This window comes from Mesorhizobium sp. M7A.F.Ca.MR.245.00.0.0, assembly GCF_003997415.1.
Classification (GTDB): Bacteria; Pseudomonadota; Alphaproteobacteria; order Rhizobiales; family Rhizobiaceae; genus Mesorhizobium.
Map to the genome: position 1 here is coordinate 1 of NZ_RZTE01000039.1, position 26320 is coordinate 26320.

A 26320-nucleotide genomic window follows, 5' to 3' on the forward strand; every position below is an offset into this window, starting at 1 on the left:
AGCATATTTGGCGATCTTCGCCGAGGATACTTGTTGAAGAATACGCGAATGGTCCGCATTATATCGCTCAGATAATGGGAAATGAGGTCGTTGCGATTGCCGCCGCTGACTACGGCCCCCCACCGCATTTCGTCTTTCATAGCGGCACCCAGCCAGCCTCGCTGACAGATGACGAGCACGAGCGAATCGCCGACGTTTCGCTGAGCTGCTTGCGAATTCTCGGCCTTGGCTGGGGTCCCACGAATGTTGAACTCCGGTGGACGAAGCTTGGCCCTGTCGTCATTGAAGTGAATCCGCGACTTTTGGGCGGGACGGGTTCTCAATTGGTTCGGCTGGCTTATGGAGTCGATCTTATCACCGAACACATCAAGCTTGCCGTCGGCCACGAATGGGATTTGCGCAGAAGGCATTCACACATTGTGGCCGTCCGGGTCCTAATTCCTGACCGTGATGGCATCGTCGATTGGATCCATGGCGGCAGTCAGGCTGCTGCTGTACCGGGTGTCGCAGAGGTGCAATTTTGTGTCGAGCCCAATACCCCTATCGTGAGGAAAGGCGACTATCGAGATCGCATGGGACATGTCATAGCCGCTTCACCCGACCGTGTCCGGACCGAGGCGATAATTCAGCGTGCGGTGAACTTAATCAGTTGGTCGATCTCTCCATTTCCGTGAACAAAGACAATCATCAGCCCCTCAAGTCGCCGCACCAGGGGAAGCTATTGAAGAGGAAACTTGTAGTGCAAAATCAAGTGCGGTCGTCGCAAAGTGAATGATACCTAATTTTGTTTCTGGGAACCTCTAGGCAATTGAACTTATCTGCGGTGGACAATTGTCTTCTGATTTTTTGCGGCGGCTATGTCGCGCGAGTAATTCCCAGGCCACAGCAAGAGGATAGCCGCGGTGTTAGAGCAACCAGCCCTGCCCCCCCCTCCGCTCGTCGGACCCCGTTCTGCCGAGACTTTCGGCCGGGCGCGCAGGGTTTTCCCGGACGGCACCACGCGGATCACTATCGAGCGCGATCCCATTCCCCGCTACATGCATCACGGAGAGAGTGCGTTTCTTGTCGACGTTGATGGCCGTCGTCTCCTAGACCTCAACGGCAACTTCACGACCCTCATCCATGGCCACGCCTTCCCGCCCGTGATCGAGGCCGTGACGCAGCAGCTCAGAAGCGGATGCTGCTTCGCCAACCCGACCGAGATTGAAATCGATCTTGCTGAGCTTCTCTGCGCCCGAATTCCGCATCTTGACCGCATCCGCTTCGTCAATACCGGTACCGAGGCGGTCATGTTTGCGATTAAGGCGGCGCGGGCGTTCACGGGACGTCCCGCCATTGCCAAGATCGAGGGAGCCTATCACGGCGCCTACGACTGGGTCGAGGTCAGCCAGGCTGCAACGCCTCAAACGTGGGGCGATCCCGAACATCCCGCGCCCACTCTTTCTTATCGCGGCATGCCGCCAGCTGTGCTCGATGACGTTGTGATTTTGCGCTTCAACAACGCCGAGGGCGCGCGCCGGCTGATCACGGAACATGCAGGGCGTCTCGCAGCCGTCCTCGTTGATCCCATGCCGAGCCGCAGTGGGCTCATTTCGCCCACGCCGGATTTCGTATCCGCCATCCAAGAGACGGCCCGTCGTCACGGTATCCTTGTTATCAGCGACGAGGTTCTCAACCTCCGACAGGGTTACGAAGGCGCCTCTGCGCTCTATGGGCTCGCCCCCGATCTCTTCGCGCTCGGCAAGATCATTGGCGGCGGGCTCCCCATCGGCGCGATCGGAGGCCGCAGCGAGGTGATGGCAGTCTTCGAGGCCGCATCAGGCGGTCCTGCTCTGCCGCAGGGCGGCACCTTTTCAGCCAATCCGCTCTCGATGGCAGCAGGACTCGCCGCGATGGAAGCCCTCGACCGCGCTGCCTTCGATTACCTCGAGCGGCTGGGGGACAAACTGCGAAACGGGCTCGAACGCATCATCGCGCGGCACGGCGCCCCTTTCAGCGTCACTGGAGCCACTTCCCTCTTTCGCCTTCACCCGCGGCGCAAGCCGCCGCGAGAGTTCCGAGAAAGTTTCCTTACCCTACAGGAGGTGGCCGTGATGACGGAATTAACTCGCTTCTTCGCCACGGAAGGCATCATTCTGCCCAAAGCGGCCGCCGCTTGCCTCTCAACACCGATGGGGGAGGATGAGATCGCCTTCGTCGCAAATGCTTTCGACCGCTTCCTAATTCAGCGCGCGGCGCTCCTCGACACTATCACGGGTTAGATCATGGAAGAAACCGTCGCACAGGCGATCGCGCGTGCGTTGAAGCCCTTGTTTGGCCAGAGCCTGCCGTCTGCCGTCCTCCTCGCCTGCGGTACGATTGGCATCCCGCCAGCTCGCCTACCGGCAGGAGAAGATGGGGGGCGCCATGGCAGACGACTTTGAACGCGTCTTAAGCAGGATTGCAGTGGTTACCACCCAAAACGGGCCGCCCGCGGCCATCCTCGTGCCATCACTTCCGGAGGCTTTCAAGGCGAGCCTGTCGGAACGCGCACCAACCAGAATGGAACAGACAGTTGGCGCCAGATCACGCCTGGCGCGTGCAACATCCATATCGGCGTCGATCCAACCGAGGTCGGTTGCACCTACGAGGCGCTGTGCCTCGTGGTCCATGCTGCGGTCACGATCAACGCTCTTTGTCAAATCCTCCAACACATCGACCTGTGGCGCCGCCGCGCCGATGGTACGCAACTGCGTGTCCGTCGTCGTAATCGTGCTAAAGAATGGCGTGCTCGGCTTCCAAAGGCATGCCGAAGCAATGCCGTTAGGACCCTGTACGAGCGCCTGCCATTTCGCTCCAGTCGACCACGCAGCAATCGCCCGGGCGTGCGGTTGCGGCGCGACCGTCGTCAGGGTACCGGACGACATAGGGCCTGCTCTCGAGGCGCTCGCCTCTGAAAGGCCGTGGCTAGTCAAGGTCGTCGCCGCCCCCAACGCCCATCCTGCTCTTTCCCTTTTCGGCGGCGCGGTTGACCAGAACGTCGTGCGCGACGTGGGTTCCGTTTGATGACGACAGAAAACACCAAATCAATGGGCGTTGCGGTCGTCACCGGCGGGGCAACCGGGATCGGGTTTGCGACCGTCGCGCATCTAATCGACGCTGGCTGGCGCGTCGCTTTCTTCAGCCAGACGAGAGAGCGGGTGGAGGCTGCCGCTGTCGATCTACGCGCCCGTTTTCCAGCTTGGAATATCCACGCCGACACGGTCGACCTCCGTGACGAACGCGGCGTCTGCCGGTTCTTCGCCAATGTCCGCGAGCGGTGGGGAACGGTATCCGCGCTTGTCTGCAATGCTGGCTACTCGCCGAAAGGTCCAAACGATCAGCGTGTCGCTCTCGGCCATATGCCGCTTGCCAAATGGGATGATGTTATCCGGGTGAACCTCACGGGCGCCTTCCTCTGTTGCCGCGAGGTGTTGCCCGGTATGGCGGAAGCCCGGCAAGGCCGTATCGTCCTGATCAGTTCACTCGCGGCGCGTACGCAGCCGAAGATCGCCGGAGCGAGCTACGTTGCCTCGAAGAGCGCGCTTGCAGGGCTCGCCCGGTCGATCATGAGCGAATACGCCGGGCTTGGTATCACGGTGAACACGATCTGCCCTGGCCGTGTCTTAAGCAATATGACGGGACCGCCCGAGAGGCCCGGAAACCGCGCTGCACTCGCGCGGATCCCGATCGGCCGGCTCGGCAGGCCCGAAGACATCAGCCGCGTCATTAAGTTTCTTGTTCGCTCGGATTCCGACTTCATTAACGGCGCCATCATCGATGTCAACGGCGGTGAGTTCGCCCCCTCTTAATCTGTCGGCCGGCGGCACAAACCATTCAGTGACGAAGGACGCGGCGCCGGCCACTCCCGCACATTCTGCGCATGCGCGAACTTACGGACCTGCTGCACTAGGGGCCATGGCGAACGCCTGGAACAGGCTGCCTTCGGACAGGGCCGTGGTCAAGCCAAGCGAGCCCTGGCATCACGCGCACGGCGGCGACTTCTCACATCCGAAGGCCACCATGACAGGATCTCGGCCGCGTCGTTCCAAGGACGCCTCATTGGCGGGAGGTGGTGGCCGATAGCGACAGCGGATGCTCGACAGCAGCGAGGACGTGCTCAGCCGTCAACGCCTCGAGGTTTTGGCTTCAGGCGATGCTTCTGGCCGCGCGTGCGGAGAATGAGAGGCTCCGCCAAATCATCAAGGAGTTGCAGCGCTATCGCTTCGGGCCAAGGGCGGAGGGCCTGCCCGAGGACCAGTTGCTTCTGGGCCTGGACGGCCAGCAGGTAGAGGCGGAGGGCTTCGCCGGCACCGAAGCCGCGGACCCATCAAAGCGGTTTGGCGCATTTGCCGCCGCGTCTTCATGGGATGACCTTCGGCGACAATCGATGCGATCGGCGCAACGACGCCCGTCGACATCCGCGATCGAGCCCTGCTGCTACTCGCCACGACGGGCATTCGCAACGGTGAGCTACGCGCCATTCAGCTGCAGGATATCGACTGGCGTGCTGGCGAGGTATCGGTCCGGCGCACCAAGGGCAAGCGGGATCGGGTGGCGCCGCCGCTCGAGGAGACCGGCGCCGCGCTCGCCGACTACGTCCTGCGCGCTCGACCGAAGGTGGATAGTCCGTATCTGTTCCTGTCCTTCACGCCGCCCGTGGCAGCATTCAAATGCGCGTTTGCGACATGGCGGGGTTGAACTCGGGCGAGTCGCAGGTGCGCATCTCCTGCGCCACAGTCTTGCTACCCAGCTCGTCAAGCAGTGAAGGCCGGTCAACGAGGTCATCGATCTTCTAGGGCACCGAAGCATCAACACAACGCCATTGTACGTAAAGGTCGCCACCTCGCAGCTTGCCGAGGTCGCACTTGCGAACATTCGACCTGTCATGGCAGCTTACGATGGTGAGTGTGCCCGATCCGATACACGTTTTCCGTGCTCTTTGATTCGCCGAGAGCGATGCGGTCGTGAGCGGCAGCTCTTTTTGCGACAAGATGATCAAAGGCATGACGGCTCCGCAAGCAGCCCAGTCTCACGCCGGGCTTTGCGAAGTCGCAGCCTTCCTTTTTCAGCTCATGTTGACCAGTCCCGAGAGCGGGAAGTGTCGCATCCTTCGCATACTAAATGGTTTGCTACATATGGAGTGGCATGACGATTGTTCTAGAATTCAAATTGAATCGGCCCTTTGTACATAGTCTGCCTTCCTAGAATCAGACAAGTGGGCGGGGCGCTTCATAGACGCTGTAACCGAAACGTGATTCGCTCGGCCGGCGGCGGGCGAATCGAGGGACGGCGAATGTCGGGGCCACGCGAGAAGCGCGAGACGGGAGAGCAGGACCTGTTCCGCTCCAGGCTCGACCAGATCATCAGCATGAAGCACGAGCTGGTGCGGCTGGCGGATGCGATCGACTGCCCGATGCTGGAGGAGCGTTTTGGCGCGGTCTATTCGGACGGCCCCCGCATGCCGCCGCTGCCGACCCGGCTGATGGCGGGGCTGGCGATCCTCAAGCACACCTTCAACCTGTCCGACGAGGTGCTGTGCGAGCGCTGGGTGGAGAACCCCTATTTCCAGTATCTCACCGGGAGACGTTCTTTTGCCATACGCTGCCGTTCGACCGCTCGTTGATGACGCGTTGGCGCAGCCGCATGGGCGAGGAGCGGATCGTGGCGCTGTTGCAGGCGAGACTCAGCCTTGCGGTCAAGACCGGGGCGATGAAGCCGGCCGACACGCGCCAGGTGATCCCCGGATCAGTCCGAGGACCGACACCACCGTGCAGCCGAAGAACGTCATGTTCCCGACCGACGCCAAGCTCATCCACCGGGCGCGCGAGCGGCTGGTGCGGCTGGCCAAGAGGACGGGCCTCCATTTGCGCCAGAGCTATGTGCGGGTCGGCAAGCTGGCGCTGATCAGCCACCAGCGCTATGCCCACGCCAAGCAGTTCAAGCGGGCCAACAAGGCGCTGCGCAGGCTCAAGACTATGTCGGCCGGACCATTCGCGACATTGGTCGCCAGATCGCCGGCAATGCGGGGCTGGACGCGCTCTTCAAATGGCCGCTCTACCAGGCCGCCACCGTTCTCCAGCAACGTCAGCGCCAGCGCGTCCGCAAGATCTACTGCCTGCACGCGCACGAGGTGGAATGCATTGGCAAGGGAAGGCGCATATGCCCTACGAGTTCGGGGGGAAGGTGTCGGTGGCCACCACGCTGAAGCGTCCGGGCGGCCAGTTCGCCCTGCATGCAAAAAGCGCTGCCCGGCAATCCCTATGGCGGCCACACGCTCGCAAGCCCATAGAGCATCGGCCACATCAAGGCTGAGCACCGGATGAGCCGCAACTCCTCGCCGGCCAGCAGGGCGACGCCCTCAACGCCGCCGCCGGCTACAACTTCTCCCTCCTGCTCAACTGGTTCACAGGTTTTGTGGCTTCTCATCGCAGCCCAGTCAGCCGAGAGGACTCGAAGCCTGACTAATCTCGTTGTTCACGGACGACTGACAATTCTTGGTGTTCAGTGAGGCTCCTCTGTTGCGGTAAACACGGATTGTCCGTGGATCTGAATCTTATTACAGAGCCGCGCCAAGTCTGACAGATCGTGACTCGCTGTAAGACAGATGCGTATGCCCGCATGGCCCCGAGCGACCGTCGGAAAGAACGTGACGGAAGTGTAAAAGCCATCATCGAATAGGCGTGCTGCGAAATCAATAGCCGCAAATTCATCGCCCACATTAATCATGCGAATTGGCAGAGGAGCGCCTCGCTGATCTGTGTTGATGAGATCGTCGAACAGGGCGATGCGGTCGATCAATTGATCTCGGCGAACCCTGAGCTCGCTCGTGCGGTGGATTTTCGCCGAGGCCATAGCGGCACCGACAGCTGCAACGTTGGGCGAAGCCGAGAAGGCATGCGGAATGGAGTAGCAACGAAATAGCTCTTCTTGATATGCCGTTCCCAGCATGAGCATGCCGCCCGACGCGCCGAAGCCCTTGGCGAGGGACGCCGCGACGATCGTGCGCTCACCTAGCTCGTTGGGTAATTGCGAGCGCGCAAAACCTTCGCCACTTTCGCCAAATAGTGAAATTCCGTGTGCGTCGTCGATGTAAAGAAAAAGGCCATACTTTTCCTGCAACTCAAGAAGCCCTTCGATCGGCGCGAAGCCGCCCATCGAATAGACGCCATCGCAGACGTAAGCGACGATTGGATGCTTGCGGCAAAGCTGCTCCAAAGCATCGAGGTCATTGTGAGGAATTGTCTCGACTTGGGTCTCCTCGGCCACAACTGGCTTATGAAAGGCAAGCGAGGCATGTGCCAGACGGTCGAACACCATGACAGGTCTTTGACCTCCCGTTAAATGTCCGGAGGCGATGATTGGCAGTGCGCCCATGTTGGCAATCATAACCGTCGAGTAAGTAATAATCCGCGCCCCAAAGAGTTGGGAAAGCAATCCCTCAAGTTCACCAACGAGTCCGAAATTCAGGCGCGTGCGTGCACAAGACCAGTGGAGTGATCCGTATTCCTTTATCGCGGCAACCGCGCCTGCAACGATAGCTGGATGATTGTCCAAGCCGAGGTAGCAACAACGTACGTAGTCGGCCATGGTATCGCCTCGACGCTCGCCCTCCGTGATCATGACCGCCCTCCCCTCTAAAGACCGCCCGTAAACACCCATGAGACCACGTTGGTGAGCCCGTTCGAAATGCATTCGCGTCCGATCAATGACCGAAGCGGTGTTGCGGAAATGACTGGCGTTTGCAGCGCCCGCTGTGAATTCCACCGGAGACATTTGGACGTCCTTTCAAAAGTGCATATTTGCGGTAAATTGGCTCCCCAGTCTCACGTGATCCAAATTGCGAACCGCCGAATTCCGATGCGGCTGATGGCCGTCTGATATGATCCCGAAGACACCTTCAGTCTGTCGGATGAGGAGCTGGCGCGCCCTGGGTGGAGAGACCCGAATACCCAGTTCTGGGGTGAAGAGTTCTTCTGCCCTGAGTAGCCGGCGCATCCTGGCACAACGTGCCGCAAAGCCCAGGTTGGAGTTTTCAGCACTAGGTGGAACATGACACCGGAAATGAATCGCGAGACAAGGGAACCGCCACGCGGTCGAGCCCGTCATCGGCACAATCAAAGCTGAACACCGGAGGGGCGGCACCTGTATCGCCCACAATCAGGACGACGTCGGCGGCGCCTCCCTGGCCACCGCCGACTACTTCCCGCTCCTGCTAGACGGTTCAGGAGCTTTTGTGGCTTCTGTTCGCCGCGGCGCTCCCACTCAGGCCGATATGACCCGCGGTCGGGGACATCCACTCAGGTCCACCAGAGAACAAGATCTGGCCGCGCAAATCCGAAAAAGCAATTCAGCAGCACGCGACGCTTTCCGTTGCCTGATTGACCGGTAACCCCGTGAACGAAGCCGCCATCGATTAGGGCGATATCCCCAGTTTTGAGCTCGAACTCGCGGCAAGGGACGGCCTCCAGATAGGCTGCCGAATAGGGGTATCCAGTGGTCTCCACACCTTGCGATATCCGGTCCGCAACCGTCGGCTTGTGGCTCCAGAGCTTCAGATTGCCGCCTTCCTCAGGCATGCTGGGATAGAGGTTGAGCGCTGCGACCGTATTGTGCGCCACCGCAGAAAGCTCGTAATCATCGCCAGCACGTAAGACTTGAGCGACGTCGTCGTGGGGATCCAAGGAAAACGTGCCTGTGCCCGACCAACTGAGGCCGCGACAAACATTGGCCTGGCCGTGTTCGGAACGCGCTAGCCGCAATTCGATTCCCTGGTTGTGAAGCTCTCGCTTCAACGCCCCGAATACTGCTCGAACCGGGTCAACCAAATTCTTAAAAAGGGCATCGACGTACGGCCGCGCGTTTTCGGCGTCTGCGAAATAGGTGGCTGCATCCTTTCTGTAGTGAGATGCACCGACATATTGTCCGGGCACACCATCTTTACGCTCTCTGAGACCGGAGCTTCCAATAAAGTTCGTAGTGATCTCCTCTGCTACTTCGGTGCTGAAAGCTTGCTTGATGTGCAGAGCGGTGAGCTCACCTTTCAGGACCGAGATGATCTCCGCCGTGTTGATCGACCCGGTCCGTTCTTTGATCGAAACCGGCGAGATGGCTGGCACTTGAGATATCTGACTAGGCATTGTCTTGCTCCTGTAGTGCGTGTTCAAGGATGGTGATGCCACGATCGAGTTCGGCATCGGTGATGGTTATCGGCGGGAGGACTTTGATAACGTCGCGATTTGGCCCCGAGGATTCGATAAGAAGGCCATTTTCGAATGCGACATCGTGCACGCGGCCGACAACTGCCGGTGAACGGCATTTCAGGCCGGCCATCAGACCGCGGCCGCGCTTCTGTTCGATGTATCTTGGAAATTTCGCAACCAGGCGATCGAGGTGCGTTTGCAGCCTGACGGCTGTCCGCTCGACACCTGCAGTAAATTTCCTATCCGACCACATCTTGCACATGGCTCCTGCCGTCACGAAGGCGAAATTGTTTCCTCTGAAGGTCCCGCTATGTTCTCCGGGCTTCCATATATCCAAGTAGGGTCGAATCAGAACGATGGACAACGGACTACCTGAACCGCTAAGGGACTTAGAAAGACAAACAATATCCGGTTCGATTTTTGCAGACTCGAATGAGAAGAAGTCGCCAGTTCGGCCCGCACCTGCCTGGATGTCGTCGACGATAAAAACAATGCCATGCGTGCGGCAAATGCGCTGAATTTCCGTGAGCCACGCTGCGGATGCGGCGTTCATGCCGCCCTCTGCCTGGATGGTCTCCAGAATGATTGCGGCAGGCTTTTCTATGCCGCTCCCCGGGTCGCTCAAAACGCTGTCGATGTAACTGGCGGAATCGAAAGCTTGGCTCGGATAGCCGTCATAGGGAACACGGATCACATCGTGGCGAGCGACGCCTCCCAGTTCCCTGGTTGAGGCCGAGCCCGACACCGCTAGAGAGCCGAGCGACATGCCGTGGAACGCATTCGTAAAGGCCATGACGCTCGAGCGGCCGGTGTATTTTCGCGCCAGCGCCAGAGCCGCTTCGTTGGCGTTCGTGCCGGTCGGCCCAGGAAACTGAATCTTGTATGAAAGGCCTCTGGGTTTCAGGATCCAATCGACGAACCCTTCAATGAAGTCACGCTTTGCCGCCGTATGCATATCAAGCGACAGAAGAATGTTCTCACCGACGAGATATTCAATCGCCGGCGCCATAATATCCGGATTGTTGTGCCCGTAGTTGAGTGCGCCGGAACCCACCAGGAAATCGATAAAGGGCTTACCCGTCTCGTCCCAGATCGTCGCCCCAAGGGCCTTCGTAAAGACGGTGGGGAACGCCCGGCAATAACGACGAACGCTAGATTCATGAGCCGTGAAAGCGTCGGTGTCCATATTAAGTCCTCTGCACATAGTCGTCAAAGAAGAGAGCTGTTTAATGGCTAGTGGTTTGCGGCATATGTTCGTCGTTTAACATTGAAGCAGAATGCCGGAGGCAGCTTTGTTTGGTCTGGGTTTGGTCTGGTGGTGCCGGGATCCTCATTGAATATTGTTGGTTGCGTTGCCCTCCATTCGGATGTCTTCGGGGAATGTGCTGCAACAAGATGGCTTCTAAACCTTCCGCGAAAGCACCGATACTATGGCATCAGGTAGTTGACGTACCCACCCATCGCTGCCCATAGCGCCTCCGCACAAATGAATGGGTCCAAGGAGATCAGCAGGGTCGCGTCGCCAGAGGTTGTGTCGCTCGGCGGTAGCGAAGCCGCTCGCGAGCGCGCTCCTCGATGGCGCCGTAGCGAGCGAGCGGCTTCGCGGCGGTCATCAATATTCGCCGTTCAACCTCGGGCTGCGGACACCAACCTGATTCAAGAAACTATTTGATGACCGATGACACAGCGAAAGCCACGCTCTCTTTGAGAAGAATGCGGATTCCGATCTCTTGCGCGATAACTGGCCCGAGCCGCCGGATCAAAAGGGCGGGGCCGCCGTGGACCCCCTTGACGGAAAGCCCGTTCGTAGGCCAGGCGGAAGCAACCGGGAGACGCGCTGGCGAAGGGCCGCATCGGTTTCGAGAGCGTCAACTACCGCGACGGCAACCATCCCCGGCCGCAGCTGGGGCTGCTGCCTTCAGGCGAGTCGAACAGGAGATCGTCTGGGAGGCTGAAGGCGTTGACGAGGTGGGCCGTGAGTAAGTAATCAAGCGCTGATCGGGATCGACGAACGCTGTTTCCGTCCGACCGAGGTTGACCTGTGATCGGCGTTACCTCAAGGCAGGCAGGCCGACAAGCTCGGTTGGAAGCCGAAGACCCCTTTCGATGTGGTCGAGGCCCACTGCCGCGCCTCACGCGAAAACACGATGGCGTCGCGAGCAGGTGCATTTGTCGTGGGGCCATCCGCATTGCCAGGCACGCCCTCTCGGCCGGCATCCGCCCAGGTCCGGTCGTTTGGATCGGCGAATTCACACATTCTGCAAAGCAGAAAACCATCCGCTCCATTCATGCGGTCGACGATTTCGCGAAAAACTGGCTTTTCAAACAGATCGGAGTAACCCTCATATAGAAGGTTGCCCAATACGTGACTCCGTTCAAAATCCATGGAGCACAGGGTGACGTCGCCGTTTGGAAGAAGAACATTCCGATACTGTCGTTCGTCCACGCAGGTTAGGGCTCCGAGCACTGGCTGACGTGGTGCAACGATCTTAGGGTCGACGCTTCCACCCCTACTGCTCACCGGCCGCGCTTTTATCAGTGCTTCGGTAGGAATAATGTCGGCTATATCTGGGTGGGGCTCGCCCAAGGCCACGAATCGGATCAAGGGGATGTCCGCGTCGACGAGTTGACGAACCAGATCGCGATACTTGTCTCCGACCAGGCGGCTGTTCATGTAGGTGCCGTCATCGAAAACATGGACCACGAATACGCCCAAGCGCAAGGCTTGCAATCGCTGCAGGTCCTGCCCGTTCATTCCCACCAGCGTCGTAAAAATCCTGATGCCATGGCCTTTGGCGAAGGCGTGCTCCACCATTTCGGTGCAGTCCGGATTGAGCCAAGGTTCGGAGTATCCCGCAAAACCAATGTCGACGGAAGTCGGTACGCGGGCCAGACACCGCTTGAAATCTTCAAGACCCAGATGACTCGCATGAGACACTTTTCTTTGCCGGACCGCGAACTTGTCCTGGGGACAATATGAACATCCTACGACACATCCCGTGGTCGTCGTTATCTCCAAAACCCTGCCGGCTGTGTTTGCTGAGCGAAGTTCCGGTAAAATCACTGGTGATTACTCCCATCTACCTCCTGCGAAGCGCCACGATAGTGTACGTGTGCCTTTGGCTTTCTGACACCGCCTGTTGATCCACCGCGGCAACGCGGCCATCTACCCTTTTTCGCAGCCTAAGCCGACCGGTTCGCCGATTTGCCGGGCCGACTCTTCACAAACTTCCAGCGCGTCGGACCAGAGACAGCATTGCAATTTTCGAGGCATCACTCGCTCCGGAGATGTAGCCTCAATCGTCGATCGCTGGCCCGTCGCCGAGATGCGCGCGCAGCACCCTCGAACCCGCCGGAGAGAAGCTTTCTGGATGAGGTCGATCATCCCTTACGTCGAGCGAGTTCCGTGTTCTCATGCGGCTTAACCCTCACACTATATTGCCGCACCTCGACCAGCAAAGGCCGTGCCAGTGCCCTTGGCGCGCAGTTACTGCGTGATAGGCTTCGAAAAGCCCGACAGGCCCAAGACGCTCCGCTGTTTTGAACCCGACATGTTTTCTGACGGCTGTCAGATTTTGGACACACATCACTCATGCGTCAGTCGCTTAAGACAGAATGGCGTGCTGAGTTCTGCAAATTCGCTGAGAGCGGGCGGTCATGACAGGGTGGTGCTCAACGTCACCGATTCCCTGGAAGGAACGCCGCCATGATCAAGACGGAAAGTAAGACCGCCAGCGCTGCCGTCAAAGACATTCTGCTTTGAAACCCGGATAGATCGAACGAGGTGGGTGATGCAGGAGGTGCTCGAGGCCGAGATGGACGAGGCGCTGGGGCTTCGAAGAGCGAGCGCACGCCGGAGCTCTCGGCTATCACGCGCGCTACTACGGGCGGAGAACTAGCTGCGCACCTACGGCGGTTCGATAATCCCAACTTTCAAAGCTTTTACAACAGCTACCGTTCTGCTGGTCGCATCCAACTTCCGCATTACATTTTTTAAATGGAAATCTATCGTATTTCGTGATCTGCCTAAAATAGTTCCTATTTCCCATGACGATTTTCCTTTCGACACCCAATCAATGCACTGTATTTCTCTCGGAGACAGGTTATGTACTCGTTCCGACGCAGTCGTAGTGTCGAACTTCGTAACCATCCGATGAAACCGCAGCGCGGCCATTTGCAGGTAGGTGATCGTTCTATTCTGCAATTCGCAGTCCGAGGATTGAGCAAAACTCACAAACCTAAAGCTGTCACCAGGGCCATGTAATGGGACGGTAACGCCTGACCTCAAGCCGAATGTTGCTGCTTCGTCCAAGACGCGGCGTCCATCTTCAGTTATGCTTTCATCGGTATACACCTCGCTCCATCGAAAGGGCCCCGCCTCCTTTCGACCTTTCTTGATGAGTGGGTCTATTTTGGCATAGCCCATTCTCGAGTAGCGCTCCTGCCATTCAGCAGGATAATTCCACATCACCACAGAACCCTCTCGGTTCGGCTTGAAAACCCCCTGTTTTGATGCGAGCGGGCCATAGGCAATCCACGGGCAATCGAACTTCAGCGCAAACGCAGACATCCGTTCGAACAACTGTTCGGATTGAGCGATATCATCAGTCATCTCGAGGAATAGGTCTAACTCCACCTGCGGGAGTTCCATGATGCCTCCTTCATTGCGTTCTCATCGGTGCAAAGTTTGCTCCAGCCCAGCCTCGCAACATCCGAAGTCAACGGGACTCGAGCCGGAGTTCCTTTCGCCACCTGGAGTACCCTCAAGAGTCGTGCCAGCTTGCGAGCGAAGCTTCTTCTTCAGGTCGTCAATCGACTGGGGGAGGTACCCAGGAGGCGAACCGAACAGCACTGTGTCGGGGAGCGCACAATCCGACAGTCGAGCATTCGATTGACGGAATATGGGCAGGAACGTATTCGCGGCGCGCTTTTGAAATCAGCACCTAAGTCCCGGGCCTGAGAAAGCTGCATGGCAACTGTACTTATTTGATCGAGGCAACGTGATGCACTCACTCCGCTTATCGGATGGAGAAAGAACAAGTTCACAATTCAATCGATACGTCGACCTTCTTTTCCAATCTCCCGAGCTGGGCAGCCGTAGCAAAAGTATTCGACTGGATCGCGGCTGACTTTCTCCAGGCTCGGTAACCTGCTGAATTTGTCCTTCGGATGTTCCCGCTCAGTTGGCACGACTTTTGAACATCACCGTCGTGAGGCGGCAGGAGCTGCCCGCCAAAATTGATGCTGTTATGGGGGAGGTCGAAAATTCTAGTTTTGTCTTTTAACGTCTTTGGGACCGAGCGTGTTGATGCGCCCGCTTGGAAACTATGAAACGTTTCCCCGTCCATGGACGCGGCGCCACTGGTCGCCACGTACTCGCCTTCACTGTCCGCCACTGGAGCCGGCAGCCGGTGCGGCTCGCGATCATCACGGCTGCGATGCTTGCCTCCACGCTGGCTGACGTGCTGATGCCGGTCTATTCAGGTCGTCTCATCGATGCTGTTGCAGGCGGCGCTGCTGTGGCAGCACCAGCCTGGCATTCGGCCCTTGCAGCCTTCTCTGTACCGATTGCGCTTGCGCTCGTTGCCATCGCCATGCGCCACATCGCCGTCATTGGCCTGAACGATCTTTTGCTGAAGATGATGTCCGATGTCGCGAACGAAGCGTTCTATCATGTCCAGCGCTTTTCGACAGACTGGCATGCGAACAGCTTCGCCGGCTCGACAGTGCGCAAGATAACGCGCGGCATGTGGGCGCTCGACCCTCTAAACAGCACAATATTGGTCGCGCTGTTCCCGTCCTTTATCATCTTGGTAGGTTCGACGGCGCTGCTCGGCTGGCACTGGCCGGTCATGGGCGTGATCTTTGCTTGCGGCTCTCTGATCTATCTAGCGTTTTCGATTTCGCTGTCGCTCAGCTATGTCGCGCCGGCGGCGAGCCTTGCCAACCAATGGGACACAAAGCTCGGCGGCGCGCTTGCGGACGCGGTCAGTTGCAACGCTGTGGTCAAAGGCTTCGGCGCCGAGGTTCGCGAAGACCAGCGGCTTGAAAATATCATGACCAAATGGCGGCACCGCGCGCGCCGGAGTTGGGTGCGCGGAACGATCGTCGACTCAACCCAAGGCGTCACTTTGGTTGCGCTCAGGGTGGCGGTGGTCGGATATGCCCTGCTTCTGTGGTCGCATGGACAGGCAACGCCGGGCGAGATAGCCTATGTTCTCACGTCCTTCATCGTCCTGAAGGGCTATCTGCGTGATGCCGGCATGCATGTCCGCACCGTGCAACGCTCGGTTAATGATATGGAAGAACTGGTGGCCATCCACAATCAGCAGCTGGATGTTGCGGATCGTCCAGAGGCCAAGCCGATCCGGATCACGACGGGCCGCATCGATTTCGAGAACGTCCACTTCCGTTACGCCAACCATCCCCTGCCGATCTATAGCCAATGTTCGCTGTCGATTGAGGCTGGCGAAAGGGTTGGGTTGGTTGGACCTTCCGGTTCCGGCAAGTCAACATTCGTGAAGCTCATCCAGAGACTCTACGACCTGAGCGGCGGCCGGATCCTGATAGACGGCCAGGACGTCTCCGAGGTGACCCAAGAGTCGCTCCGTTCGCAGATCGCGATCGTGCAGCAGGAGCCTATCCTGTTTCACAGGTCGCTTGCCGAGAACATCGCCTATGGCCGGCCTGGCGCGAGCCAGGCCGAAATCGAGCAAGCGGCACGGCTGGCCAGTGCGCATGACTTCATCGCGCCCCTGCCGAAGGGCTATGGGACATTGGTCGGCGAAAGAGGTTTGAAGCTCTCCGGCGGCGAGCGCCAGCGCGTGGCGATCGCGCGCGCCTTCCTGGCGAACGCGCCGATCCTTATTCTTGACGAGGCCACATCGAGCCTCGATTCGGAATCCGAGGTGCTCATTCAACAAGCGGTGGATCGGTTGATGGTGGGTCGAACCACACTCGTCATCGCACACCGGCTGTCGACGGTCCGCTCGCTCGATCGGCTGCTCGTCTTCGACCGTGGCCGCATCATGGAGGACGGCGATCATGCCGCGCTGATCGATCTCGATGGTGGCATTTACCGCCGCCTCTTCGAACGGCAGGCGTTGGAACTAGCGATGGGCCTGGCCTGAGCGCCAAGTATCAGGATCGAGTGCCCGACCGCGAGAGCGCCCATTCCCGGTACAAAATGTATCGCCGTCTCACGACATCCCAAATCTAGCCCGGTCGACGTATATTGGGAAGCACATGGAGGTGTCCGCTGAAACCGACTCCCATCCAAAAAAACATAAGGTACCGTCCATCATACTCCTGTTTCGCTTGCATTGCGCAGAACTTAAGCTCGTTAATTTTCGCTTAGAAAATTCTAGAACTATACTGCAAGAGATCCTCCGAAATCCTAGACCTCTTTCATACCGGGCACAACGCAAACGTTTCGCTCAGGTTGCAACCTAAGCTGTCAAACACCTTTTAAGAGAGCGGTGTCCAATGAAGTCCGGCTTGGCAAACCTGCGCAGGTTCTACTGTGGCAGACTGAGCTTCGCCATTCGGCCTCCATCGATCGTCCACACCTGACCGGTGATAAACGAGGATTCTGGCGAAGCCAGCCAGACTACGAGGTTCGCGACCTCCTCCGGCTTCCCCGTTCGCCCAATTGGATGGATATTACCGATCTGCTGGCGAAAGCGCTTGGGGTCCGGCATGCTCTCGATGAAATCCAAGTTCAGGTCGGTGTCGATCCAGCCAGGCGCGACAGCGTTGCAGCGCACACCTTCGGCGCCGTGGTCGATCGCAACCGCGCGGGTGAGACCGTGGAGACCAGCCTTGGAGGCGCAATAGGCCGCGTGTTTCGGGTTGGATCCCAGCCCCTCGATCGATCCGACATTCACGATCGCGCCGCCAGTGGACCGCAGGTGAGGCATCGCCGCCTTTATCAGCACGAATGGGGTGGTCAGATTTATGGCGATCGTCCTCTCCCAATCTGCTAGGCTCATATCTTCGACGAGCGCCTCCTGCATGACCCCGGCGTTGTTTACCAGGACATCGAGCCGTCCCGCCCGTTCGACAACCGCTTTGATAGCATGAGCCGCCTTGGTCGGAGCTGTGAAGTCGACCGAAATGGCCTCGAATTCCCGGTCCTCACCACGTTGAGCGGTGAACACGCGAGCGCCCTCGTCCCTTAGACGTCGCGCAGTCGCAAGACCGATGCCGCTACGCCCGCCCGTCACGAGAGCCACCTTACCTGCAAACCTTTTATCCAACTGCCTTTCCACCCTTCACTTCGACGAGCGACATGCATAGGCAGCGGGACATCGCGTGAGGCACGATGGTCTGGGCGATGCCACCGCCTCTGCGATCTGCCGAGCGGACTAGCTTGCCAAGCTCTGCCCCTATCCGCAGGATCGACGGGGAAGCGGTGAAGACGCTTCCCCGGTTCTGCTACCTCAAACCCAGATGCCATCCCGCTGATCGAGACCCGCGGCTTCCTTCCCCCCGCCGAAGTTCCCCCCGACGACTGGCTTCTGCAGCGGCGGAAGCGGAGTATTACATACTCAGGATCCGGCAAGCCGAGCCTTGCTTGTGTCATTCTAATCGTAAGCACCAGCAACTGCCCTGAGAATGCACAAAAGGTTTCGCTAGGGTTAAAACCAGTTTATGCCTCGCGCAGTCGTGCGCAAGCTGTTCGGACCTGCGACATCGCCTTATTTCGGAACCAGCTGGCGGTTTGGTGAGTACCGGCACACGGGCTCCTTGTCCGGGTGCAGCAGAACTCGTAGGCCTCCGTTGCCTTGCGCCAAGCTCCTGGAGTAATGCGGGCATGGCTGTTCTAAAACATCCCAGGACGTACCCCCGGGCCTCGTAGGCGTATGCGCGGTCTGCAATCAGGTCGATCGTTCGACGACCTTCGAACGATCGCAGCCCGTACGTCTCTATTTCGCGATAAGCCTCTGCTTGACAGCGCCTTGGCGGCAACCTCAGCTTTGAACGCGCTCTGTTGGGGTATGAATGCGGCCCACCGAGAGCGCTGGCTGGCGCTTGCCGAGTAAACTCTGCCATGCAGAATCTCAGTCTCCTGCGACTGGCAGCCAACCAGCTGGGCCGGTATTGATTCGGGCCTGGCCGAGCTCGACGCGGGTGAGATCGTTGAGCGGGCGATCTTGGCCGTGGAGCTGACGCTCGAGGAATTGCCGAACCCGCGCAAGACGACCTGGAGAGCGAGTATGCCAGGCTGGAAGTTAACAGGCTGCCCAGCAATTGAGGGGGACCCGACGGGTGCAACACCTGTTTTTTCTTCCAGGGGGAACTCGGCCCTGCTATGGCCGATCCTACCGCACGTCGCTGATCAGCGACCGGACTTTCGAGAAGCGGCAGTGCGCCTTTCGTCCGGTCAGCCTTTCTCCTGACGCAAACACATGCGGATCGCCGCGGACGGGGAAAGTCGTCCCGCGTCCCGTCCTGCGGCCTGCGCTTTGCTGACGCTCCTACGGCTGTCCCGTTCACCGCCCGAGGCAGGGGCGAATTTCCTCCGTCCTACGCACGACAACCGTCCGCTGTTGCGGACGCGCGCGGGACTGCCGGTTTCCCTGTTGGAGGGCCGACAGTCGCTGGCTCGGAGGTTAACCGGAAACGGGTGCGTCGAGGACCAGCGATCCTGTGCGCCATCCGCTGATCGTATGGCTCCCTGGCGGTTCTTCTTCGCTGCGCTAGCGCTTCAGCAGCTTCAACAATGATGCACGTCGGCTTCATCATCTTCAGCGGCTGGCGCTTGAACCCGGCAACACCACACGGTGGACACAAGCGCCGCTCCGCCAGGTAGCAAGGGAAATCGAACCTATGTAACCGACCACTCAATTAAGCCGACGGCCCGCTGAAGTATCGCCTCCGTCCGAGCGATGTCAGGCGAGCTGGCGGTCACATATCCGATTAAGTCTCGGTGATCGCCTCTCCTTTTGATCGTGGTGTTTGGTTCAAGGTAAAGCTTCACTTTGGCGACGCCAGGTACAGCAGCCGCCCGGCTGACGCCATCGATCCAATCGAGAACGCCGTCCCGTTCAGGAACTAGGAATTGCGCAGCAGCAGTTTCTGAACGGGTTCCGCGCAAATCGCCCTCATCGCCGATCACGAGTTTAATGTGCTCTCGGATAAGATTGATACCGCAAGCTAGCTCAACTAGCTCAACACCGGGCGAGCCCGACATACGCGGATTTACTTCAATGACGACCGGCCCATGTGCCGTCCACCTGAGTTCAACGTTGGTCGGACCCCAGTGAAGGTCGAGAGCCTGTAAACACCTCAGTGAAACATCGGCGATGCGCTCATCCTCTTCATTGGTAAGCAAGGCCGGATAGGCGCATCTATTATATACGAAATGCGGCGAGGGACCGAATTCGAGAGAGGCGATTCCAATGACGTCATCTCCCATCATCTCCACCCAATAATGAAAGCCTTTCACAAATTGTTCCACTAATATTCTTGCTGGGGACTGCCATGTACTCCACCTGCTTGATAGATAAGCAGTATGCTGGATTAGCTCCTCGCTACTGCCGCACAATCGGACCCCCTCGCTGCCGCCGGTGTCCGTGGCTGGTTTTACAATTACAGGAAAGCCGATTTTAGCGGCAGAGCTTACAACCTCGCTCGCATTCGTTGCCAACGCGTAGGCAGGAATTGGAATGTCGGCTTGCCCAAGCAGCTGACGTTGAGTGAATTTATCGCAGCATCGTTCAACCGATTCGGCGTTCGGACCTGGCAGATTGAAATGTCGACAGAGCATGCCGACTGTCGCATATGCAGCTTCCTCCGAGCTCGTAATCCCAGCAATATCATAGGTCGCATGCAGCCGAACACACTCGCAAATCAGCGCATCGAGATTGGATGTGTCCACACAGATTACCTCACTGTCTTCTGCGGCATGATAGTAGTGCCTAAGTGGATCAGCCGCCAGGGTAATCGAGTGCAGGCCAAGACTTCGGGCCGCTTGGACATATAGAGGACCATTGTTCCTTGTACCCTCGATCAGGATAAGCGCTCTTCTTTTCATGTTTGTCGACTCCGAATAGCTTGTCTGGTTTTTTTCCGCGCGTGAGTTCGTCCAACATACCACTGCTCGTGGTTTGCGATTGGTAAATTCTTGTGAAGTAGTTGTATTTATCTGTTGCAGGATGTGACGTCATGACCACCAAAAAGAGTGTCTTGGTTGCCGCAATATAGGCCTATTCTTCTCGCGCAAGTCGGCTGGGGAATGAGAGGCGCGATGATGGGATCCGTTACCGCCGCACCGATCCTGGTGAAGGACCAGAGATCCCATGGCAACGGGTGATGACCGGTGTCTACATCACTCAGCTGGCTGGGGAGCGTCTGGGAGAAGGTACGATGCACGAGCTTCTGCTCGTCGCGCGAACTGTCATTCAAACGAGCTTGGTGAACGGCCTTACACCTAACCTACAGCGGCCTCAAGAACGCACCGCCAAACTGCTGGATAGCTTCATCGATTCGGTTGACGTTCACCGTGCTTTTGACTACGAAACTATGGATCAAGTAGTGCGACGCACAGAAACTTCGATGGGTAGATCATCTTGCTTTGTCACCCCAGGCAGCAGGATGGCCCACCAGAATTAACCAATAGAAAATCTCACCAGCAAGTGTAGCCACCATCCACCAACAATACCGTTCCCGTGATATAGGTTGACGCGTCGCTAGCAAGAAATTGGACGGCAGATGCAATCTCATGAGGTTGGCCGAAGCGGCCCATTGGCGTCCGATCAGACCATGCCCTGACCACTTCTACAGGATACTGGTCGGTCATCTCTGACTGTACGAATCCAGGCGCCACTGCGTTCACCCGAACCCCAGATCTTGCCCATTCGCAAGCAAGGGTTTTGGTTACCATAGTTACCCCCGCCTTGCTCGCATTGTAAGCCGTGACTACGGATTCCTGTCGGGTGACAACATCTCCACATATCGAACTGATATTTACAATCACGCCGGAACCGCGCTCCGCCATGAGAGAGCCGAAGGTGCGACTGCAGTAGAACAGGCCGTCCAAGTTGACTGAAAGGACAGCTCGCCAATCCTCGTCGGTGGTATATTTCGTCGGCGCCGCGCGGGACACCCCGGCATTGTTAATAAGGATGTCAGGGCAAACGGCGATGCCATCGGCGAGATCGCGTACCGCCTGCGAGTCCCTAACATCGAGCTGATAGACTTTAGGCTTGACTGGAAACTGATCTGCCGCCGCGGCCACGCGAACCCGATCCCTTCCAGTGAGAATTATATCGGCGCCAGCTTCTTGTAATGTAAGCGCGACTTGCAATCCGATGCCGCGTGCTCCGCCGGTCACCAAAGCGGTCTTCCCACTCAGACCGAATCTGCCATCGATGAATGATTTACTCATGTATAAGCCCTATCCCTTCTGGAATGTTTCCCGCCTATCGTCTGATGGCCTGCCTTCTTTTTCTAAGCGCGTCTTATCACCTCCTACTGCGACGATAACGGCAGTTGCTGTGTTACTTCCATTCATGCGTTTTTTGGGAACTCAGAGTAACTGTCGTATGGCGCCAACAATGCTGTCCCGTGTTGGAAAAAAGTCCTTCTCAAGAGCCGGACTGAATGGGACATGAATATCTGGAGCACTCAGCCGCAAGATAGGTCGCTTCAAAAGATCGAAGGACTCTTCCGCCATCACCGCTGCGATTTCACTTCCGACGTTGCAGATACGGTGTCCGTTCTCGACAATAATCAGCCGTCCGGTCTTCTCGATTGACATCTTGATTGCCTCATAATCGAGCGGCTTCAATGTACGTGGATCGATCACTTCGACCGAAATGCCTTCCTCGATGAGGTAGTTGGCAGCTTCCATGGTCGGCCTGATAGCACCGGCGATGGCAACGACGGTAACGTGCTCCCCCTCGCGCTTCACGTCCGCTTTGCCAATTGGGATTAAATGGTCCGGATCCGTGGGGACGTCGCCTTTGAGAGGCCAGAGGCGGGTGTCCTCGAAGACGAGCACAGGATCGCCGTCGCGAATGGCGGATTTCATGAGGCCTTTGATATCGGCAGCGCTGGTCGGGCTGATAATCTTAAGGCCCGGCACGTTCATAAAAAGCGGGTAAGGCCGGTCGGCATGCTGTGCCGCTTCGGAGCCCGTCGAGAACATACAGCAGCGAAAGACGATTGGGATGTCTATCTGGCCCCCAGTCATATACCGCAATTTTGAGGCCTGGTTTACAATCTGGTCACAAGCGAGATAGATGAAACTGGCAGTTGAAATGTCTACAATCGGTCGCAAACCATTGATGGCAGCCCCGATGCCAAGTCCCGTAAAACTGCCTTCTGAAATTGGCATGTTCCAAACCCGGTTCTTGCCGAAGCATTCGATAAGCTTGCCGCCGCCATGAACTGAGACGTCCTCTCCCAACAATACAACGCGCTCATCCCGATGCATTTCCTCTAGCTGGGCCTGCACGATTGCCTCAAAATAGGTCATCTGAATATGGGGACCGGGCGTGGCTGCGTCTCTGTGGGTATCGTCTTTCACATCCATTAATCCCTCCAGCCCACCCTTAGCGGGCAATGGTCGACACGAACATATAGTCGGGCAACGTTTCGGGCCGGGGCATGGGGCTAGCCAAAGCAAACTGTACGGCCTGTGTGACGGCTTGGGCCACTTCATGCTCGATGGTTGCTAGAGTCTCTTCATTTACACCCTCTTCGAGCAGCACAGTGCGATATAGCAAAATTGGGTCCCGGTCGCGTTTGTGTGCCTCGACTTCTGCGACCTGTCGATAAGGCTCCCCAGAAACGGCCAAGCCTATATTGTGTTCATCGAACCGATAAGTGTTGGCCACTATGAGAGTGGGTCCCTGCCCCGCGCGTGCTCGCGTGACCGCATATGCCGCAGATTGATAGACGGCACTGACGTCCTGTCCGTCTACTATTTCTCCTGGAATTCCGTAACCTGCCGCTCGTAGGGCAATGTCCGGCTGTCCGTGGCTTGTTGCTACGGAGGTGGTCATTGCATAGCCATTGTTCTCGCAAAGATAAATGACGGGAAGCCTCCACAACGAGGCCATGTTGAGGCTCTCGTGAAAAGTGCCCTGGTTCACTGCTCCGTCGCCGAAAAAGCAAAGGGTAACCTGATCGACGCCGCGCACCTTGGCGCTAAATGCGCATCCTGTGGCAAGAGGAATGCCCCCTCCGACGATTCCCGATTCACTGATAATCCCCACTGAACTGTCCGCAAAATGCATCGAACCGCCACGCCCCTTACAAACGCCGCCCTCCTTACCCATCAGTTCTGCCATAAGCGCCTGCAAATGCGCGCCCTTCGCAATCGGATGGCCATGCGAACGGTGTGTTCCGGTCATGGCGTCATCGTCCCGGAGGGCGAGGCTTGCTCCGACGATAGCGCCTTCCTGACCCACGGTCGTGTGAAACCAACCAGGGATCTGACCACCGTTGAACAGGCGCCTACCTTCTTCTTCGAATCGGCGGATGCGAAGCATCCGTCGAAAAGCCTCTAGCCTACGATCGCCCTTCAACTGCATGACCCAACCCTGCCCGTCAGCAAGGGGCGATCGCCTGCATTCCAACAGCGCGCATCGGCTAAATCCTCGTGCTCGAGCTCCGAAGGTACGTGGCGGGTCTCTTCGGCATTCTCCTGGCGAGGCACGATCTCGGCAGGCACTTTCATCTGGTTCTCTGTCAGCATGGCCTTGTTCCTTCCGGCTCGCACAACCCTGTGCATGCGTCATGCCATTTGACCTGAAGGCTCGCATTACACTGTTCTTCATCGAAGAAAGGCGTCGTGAAAGAACTGCACAGACCTCCTTTGTTCGAAGTTCGCCAACAATGTCGGATCCTGAACTGGCCCCCATTTCGGCCGGACAGTCGGCCTAACGCGGGAGGCTTGGGGATATCCTCAAGCACAGGCTTATGGCTGACGACTGTCGACGGATTGAACTGATCACCGGGGAGGTACGGCGCCGACACTGGACGACGACCGAACAGAAGCTGCAGATTATCGAGGAGAGTTTCCTTCCGGGTGAGACCGTGTCCTCTGTCGCCGCACGATGAGGCGTGGCGCCAAATCTCTTGTATCGTTGGCGCCGTTTATTGAAGGAAGGCGGAACGGCTGCGGTGGGATCGGACGAATCTGTGGTCGGGAGTTCGGAAGTGCGGCGGCTTGAAGAGCGCCTTCGCGACCTCGAGCGGCTTCTCGGCCGCAAGACCATGGAAGTGGAGATCCTCAAAGACGCGCTGGCCAGGTCGGAGTCAAAAAACCGAACTTGCGGCTCTTGTCGCAGCCGAGGGACGGTTCCCGATGAAGGCCGTTGCCGAGACCCTCGGGGCGGCGCGTTCCCATCTCCATGAGTTGCATCGCCTGGTGAAGCCGCGCGGGCCTTATCGCAACCCCGATGACGATGGGCTCTTGGAGCTGGTCGCCGCCTGATCGACGAACGCCCGACCTATGGCGATCGTCGCATCACAGCCCTGACGAACAGGGAACGCGAAAGACGGCGAACCGGCCGTCAATCACAAGCGCGTCTTCCGTGTCATGCGCCAGCGAAACAGGCGCGACAGCACGCGCACGAGTAAAAAGAGCCCGGCCTGCACGAGATCCAGCGTGTGCCGTCGGGCGAGACACCACCACCCGGTACGATACAATCAGGCGGGATGGTAGATGAGAGCTATGCAGCGCCGCGATGAGGCCGATCTCAGCTCCCAAATGCCTGAGATTGGCTTCGCGCGCAGGCGTTTCGGCCGCGTATAAGGTGCCGCCTTGTGAAAGGGATCGCAGCAACCTCAGCCGGCAGCATGAACACTGCGTGATAGAGCACCGGCAGCAGTTCATTCTGGCGTGCGGCAAGCCAGTCCCGGCAGGCCTGACCCTGGCATTTGGGACTGTGCCGGCTGCGACAGGAATTGTAGGCCACGCGGATCGACCGCAGGAGCGGCAGCCGTAGACTGGCCGCCCAGTTCGGCGGTCCGGCAGAGCTCGATCGCGCTCATCACACGCCGCTCGATGCGAGCCTAGATAGCCGTCATGAACCTGTCTATATACTTCGCCATGGCGGCGGAAGATATCCGCCACCTTCAGTCTCGCCGACATGGCGGTACCACTCACCCTGGCGGCACCTCGATGTTCAGCCGGGCTTGTCGTGCGTCGGATGAGGCTGTTCGAGACCTTAGCGTAGCGCGCCGCCGGACAGATTGTTGTGGCCGAGTAGAACCTGGATGGTGCGGATGTCGGTGCGTTCTGAAGATGCGTGGCGAAGCTGTGCCTGAGCGTGTGGACCGTCACCCGCTTAGGCGGCCGCACGCGCCGAACGACAAGCCCAAATAACACCCGCGCGCGGGAAACAGCCAGTCCCGCGGCTTCGCCAAGCCGCCAGTAGACTCGCAGATGCGCAGAAGCTGCGCCGACAGCATCACGGTGCGGTCCTTGTCGCCCTTGCCGTGCTCAACACGGATCACCCCGCGACCGCTGTCGATGTCGCCGACCTTCAGCCCGACAGTCTCCAAGCACTGAGACCTGCTCTTAGGCCGTCGTCAGGGCCGTACGGCACTTCAGGCTCGGCACCGCCTCTAGGAAGGCCACGACTTCGTCGGCGCTCAATACCACCGGCAGCGTGCGTAGCGAGCGAGCATAGACGATCCGCTCCGGACTCTCGGCATGGCCCAGCGTCACGCCGTAGAGGAACCGCAGCGCGCACACCGTCTGGTTCAGCGCAGCCACGAGATTCCGGTCGACATCAAATGAACTTGGAAGGCGCGCACGTCCTCCAGACCGAGCCGGTCCGGCGAACGGCCAAGTAGCGCGAAAACTTCGCCGCGGCATGCACGTGGGGATCGCTGCGTGGCCGGCGGCAGATTACGGATCGTCATATCCTCGATCATGCGCCGGGGAACTGGGGTCAACTTGGCCATTTCTGTAGCTCCTGTTCTCAGATTGCGCTTCAACAGCCGCGATCCTTCAAAACAGAAGCGTTCCTGCAAACCGATCCGCCAAATGCCGCGTTAGCGGCTTCGTTCAATCCTCAAAATGCCCACATCGCCAAAAATCTGCCAAAGTAGCACTAGGCTGCGTCGCGACGGATCGC

Annotated in this window: 18 protein-coding genes and 4 pseudogenes; 9 read left to right on the forward strand and 13 right to left on the reverse strand. The window is 58.3% G+C overall.

Annotated features, from left to right (window positions below; translation table 11 throughout):
* From EOB80_RS27490 to EOB80_RS27520, 7 genes and pseudogenes are all read left to right on the forward strand, one after another.
* Positions 1–674, forward strand: a pseudogene (locus EOB80_RS27490) (hypothetical protein); the annotation flags it as partial.
* Positions 675–902: 228 nt separating this feature from the next.
* On the forward strand, positions 903–2261 hold the full coding sequence (locus EOB80_RS27495; protein WP_245466456.1) for an aspartate aminotransferase family protein: 1359 nt from the start codon (positions 903–905) through the stop codon (positions 2259–2261).
* 457 nt (positions 2262–2718) lie between these two features.
* On the forward strand, positions 2719–3045 hold the full coding sequence (locus tag EOB80_RS35990; RefSeq protein ID WP_348526695.1) for a thiamine pyrophosphate-dependent enzyme: 327 nt from the start codon (positions 2719–2721) through the stop codon (positions 3043–3045).
* Positions 3045–3830, forward strand: coding sequence for a 3-oxoacyl-ACP reductase FabG (gene fabG, locus EOB80_RS27505; RefSeq protein WP_126080649.1), 786 nt, complete (start codon positions 3045–3047; stop codon positions 3828–3830). Before EOB80_RS35990 ends, fabG begins: the two co-directional genes overlap by 1 nt.
* Positions 3831–4174: 344 nt before the next feature.
* Positions 4175–4357 (forward strand): annotated as a pseudogene (locus EOB80_RS35995) (transposase); the annotation flags it as partial.
* 119 nt (positions 4358–4476) lie between these two features.
* On the forward strand, positions 4477–4719 hold the full coding sequence (locus EOB80_RS35580; RefSeq protein WP_245466465.1) for a tyrosine-type recombinase/integrase: 243 nt from the start codon (positions 4477–4479) through the stop codon (positions 4717–4719).
* Positions 4720–5314: 595 nt separating this feature from the next.
* Positions 5315–6486, forward strand: a pseudogene (locus EOB80_RS27520) (IS5 family transposase).
* A 36-nt stretch (positions 6487–6522) separates the two neighbouring features.
* Here EOB80_RS27520 and EOB80_RS27525 read toward each other — a convergent pair.
* The 5 genes from EOB80_RS27525 to EOB80_RS27545 form a co-directional block, all read right to left on the reverse strand.
* Complete coding sequence (locus EOB80_RS27525; protein ID WP_126080648.1) at positions 6523–7794, reverse strand: aminotransferase class I/II-fold pyridoxal phosphate-dependent enzyme; 1272 nt, start codon at positions 7792–7794, stop codon at positions 6523–6525.
* A 524-nt stretch (positions 7795–8318) separates the two neighbouring features.
* Entirely contained in the window at positions 8319–9158 is an 840-nt protein-coding gene (locus EOB80_RS27530) for a hypothetical protein (RefSeq protein WP_126080647.1), read from the reverse strand.
* Positions 9151–10407, reverse strand: a complete 1257-nt coding sequence (ectB, locus tag EOB80_RS27535; RefSeq protein ID WP_127330948.1) for a diaminobutyrate--2-oxoglutarate transaminase — start codon at positions 10405–10407, stop codon at positions 9151–9153. The genes EOB80_RS27530 and ectB overlap by 8 nt, the downstream gene beginning before the upstream one ends.
* 870 nt (positions 10408–11277) lie before the next feature.
* Positions 11278–12159 (reverse strand): SPASM domain-containing protein, encoded by an 882-nt coding sequence (locus EOB80_RS27540; protein ID WP_245466457.1) that lies wholly within the window; start codon positions 12157–12159, stop codon positions 11278–11280.
* Positions 12160–13128: 969 nt separating this feature from the next.
* Positions 13129–13872, reverse strand: coding sequence for a LuxR family transcriptional regulator (locus EOB80_RS27545; RefSeq protein ID WP_127330950.1), 744 nt, complete (start codon positions 13870–13872; stop codon positions 13129–13131).
* A gap of 676 nt (positions 13873–14548) precedes the next feature.
* Here EOB80_RS27545 and EOB80_RS27550 point away from each other — a divergent pair.
* Complete coding sequence (locus tag EOB80_RS27550) at positions 14549–16351, forward strand: ABC transporter ATP-binding protein (protein WP_126080644.1); 1803 nt, start codon at positions 14549–14551, stop codon at positions 16349–16351.
* Between the two features lie 387 nt (positions 16352–16738).
* On the opposite strand, the gene EOB80_RS27555 is transcribed toward EOB80_RS27550, so the two are convergent.
* The 5 genes from EOB80_RS27555 to EOB80_RS27575 form a co-directional block, all read right to left on the reverse strand.
* On the reverse strand, positions 16739–17491 hold the full coding sequence (locus EOB80_RS27555; RefSeq protein ID WP_245466458.1) for an SDR family oxidoreductase: 753 nt from the start codon (positions 17489–17491) through the stop codon (positions 16739–16741).
* A gap of 1559 nt (positions 17492–19050) precedes the next feature.
* Entirely contained in the window at positions 19051–20259 is a 1209-nt protein-coding gene (locus tag EOB80_RS27560; RefSeq protein WP_126080642.1) for an acetyl-CoA carboxylase biotin carboxylase subunit family protein, read from the reverse strand.
* 591 nt (positions 20260–20850) lie between these two features.
* Positions 20851–21612, reverse strand: coding sequence for an SDR family oxidoreductase (locus tag EOB80_RS27565; protein WP_245466459.1), 762 nt, complete (start codon positions 21610–21612; stop codon positions 20851–20853).
* A gap of 141 nt (positions 21613–21753) precedes the next feature.
* Positions 21754–22761, reverse strand: a complete 1008-nt coding sequence (locus EOB80_RS27570; protein WP_126080641.1) for a pyruvate dehydrogenase complex E1 component subunit beta — start codon at positions 22759–22761, stop codon at positions 21754–21756.
* Positions 22762–22780: 19 nt separating this feature from the next.
* Positions 22781–23764, reverse strand: coding sequence for a thiamine pyrophosphate-dependent dehydrogenase E1 component subunit alpha (locus EOB80_RS27575; RefSeq protein WP_126080640.1), 984 nt, complete (start codon positions 23762–23764; stop codon positions 22781–22783).
* Positions 23765–24152: 388 nt separating this feature from the next.
* On the opposite strand from EOB80_RS27575, the pseudogene EOB80_RS35585 reads away from it, so the two are divergent.
* Positions 24153–24780: pseudogene (locus EOB80_RS35585) on the forward strand (transposase); the annotation flags it as partial.
* Between the two features lie 737 nt (positions 24781–25517).
* Here the strand turns inward: EOB80_RS35585 and EOB80_RS35590 are convergent.
* From EOB80_RS35590 to EOB80_RS35600, 3 genes are read right to left on the reverse strand one after another with little or no spacing between them, the layout of a single operon-like run.
* Positions 25518–25742: a tyrosine-type recombinase/integrase gene (locus EOB80_RS35590; protein WP_245466461.1), complete on the reverse strand. Its 225-nt coding sequence runs from the start codon at positions 25740–25742 to the stop codon at positions 25518–25520.
* 16 nt (positions 25743–25758) lie between these two features.
* Positions 25759–25956: a hypothetical protein gene (locus EOB80_RS35595; protein ID WP_245466462.1), complete on the reverse strand. Its 198-nt coding sequence runs from the start codon at positions 25954–25956 to the stop codon at positions 25759–25761.
* Positions 25944–26147 (reverse strand): hypothetical protein, encoded by a 204-nt coding sequence (locus EOB80_RS35600; RefSeq protein WP_245466463.1) that lies wholly within the window; start codon positions 26145–26147, stop codon positions 25944–25946. The genes EOB80_RS35595 and EOB80_RS35600 overlap by 13 nt, the downstream gene beginning before the upstream one ends.
* Positions 26148–26320 lie beyond the last annotated feature (173 nt).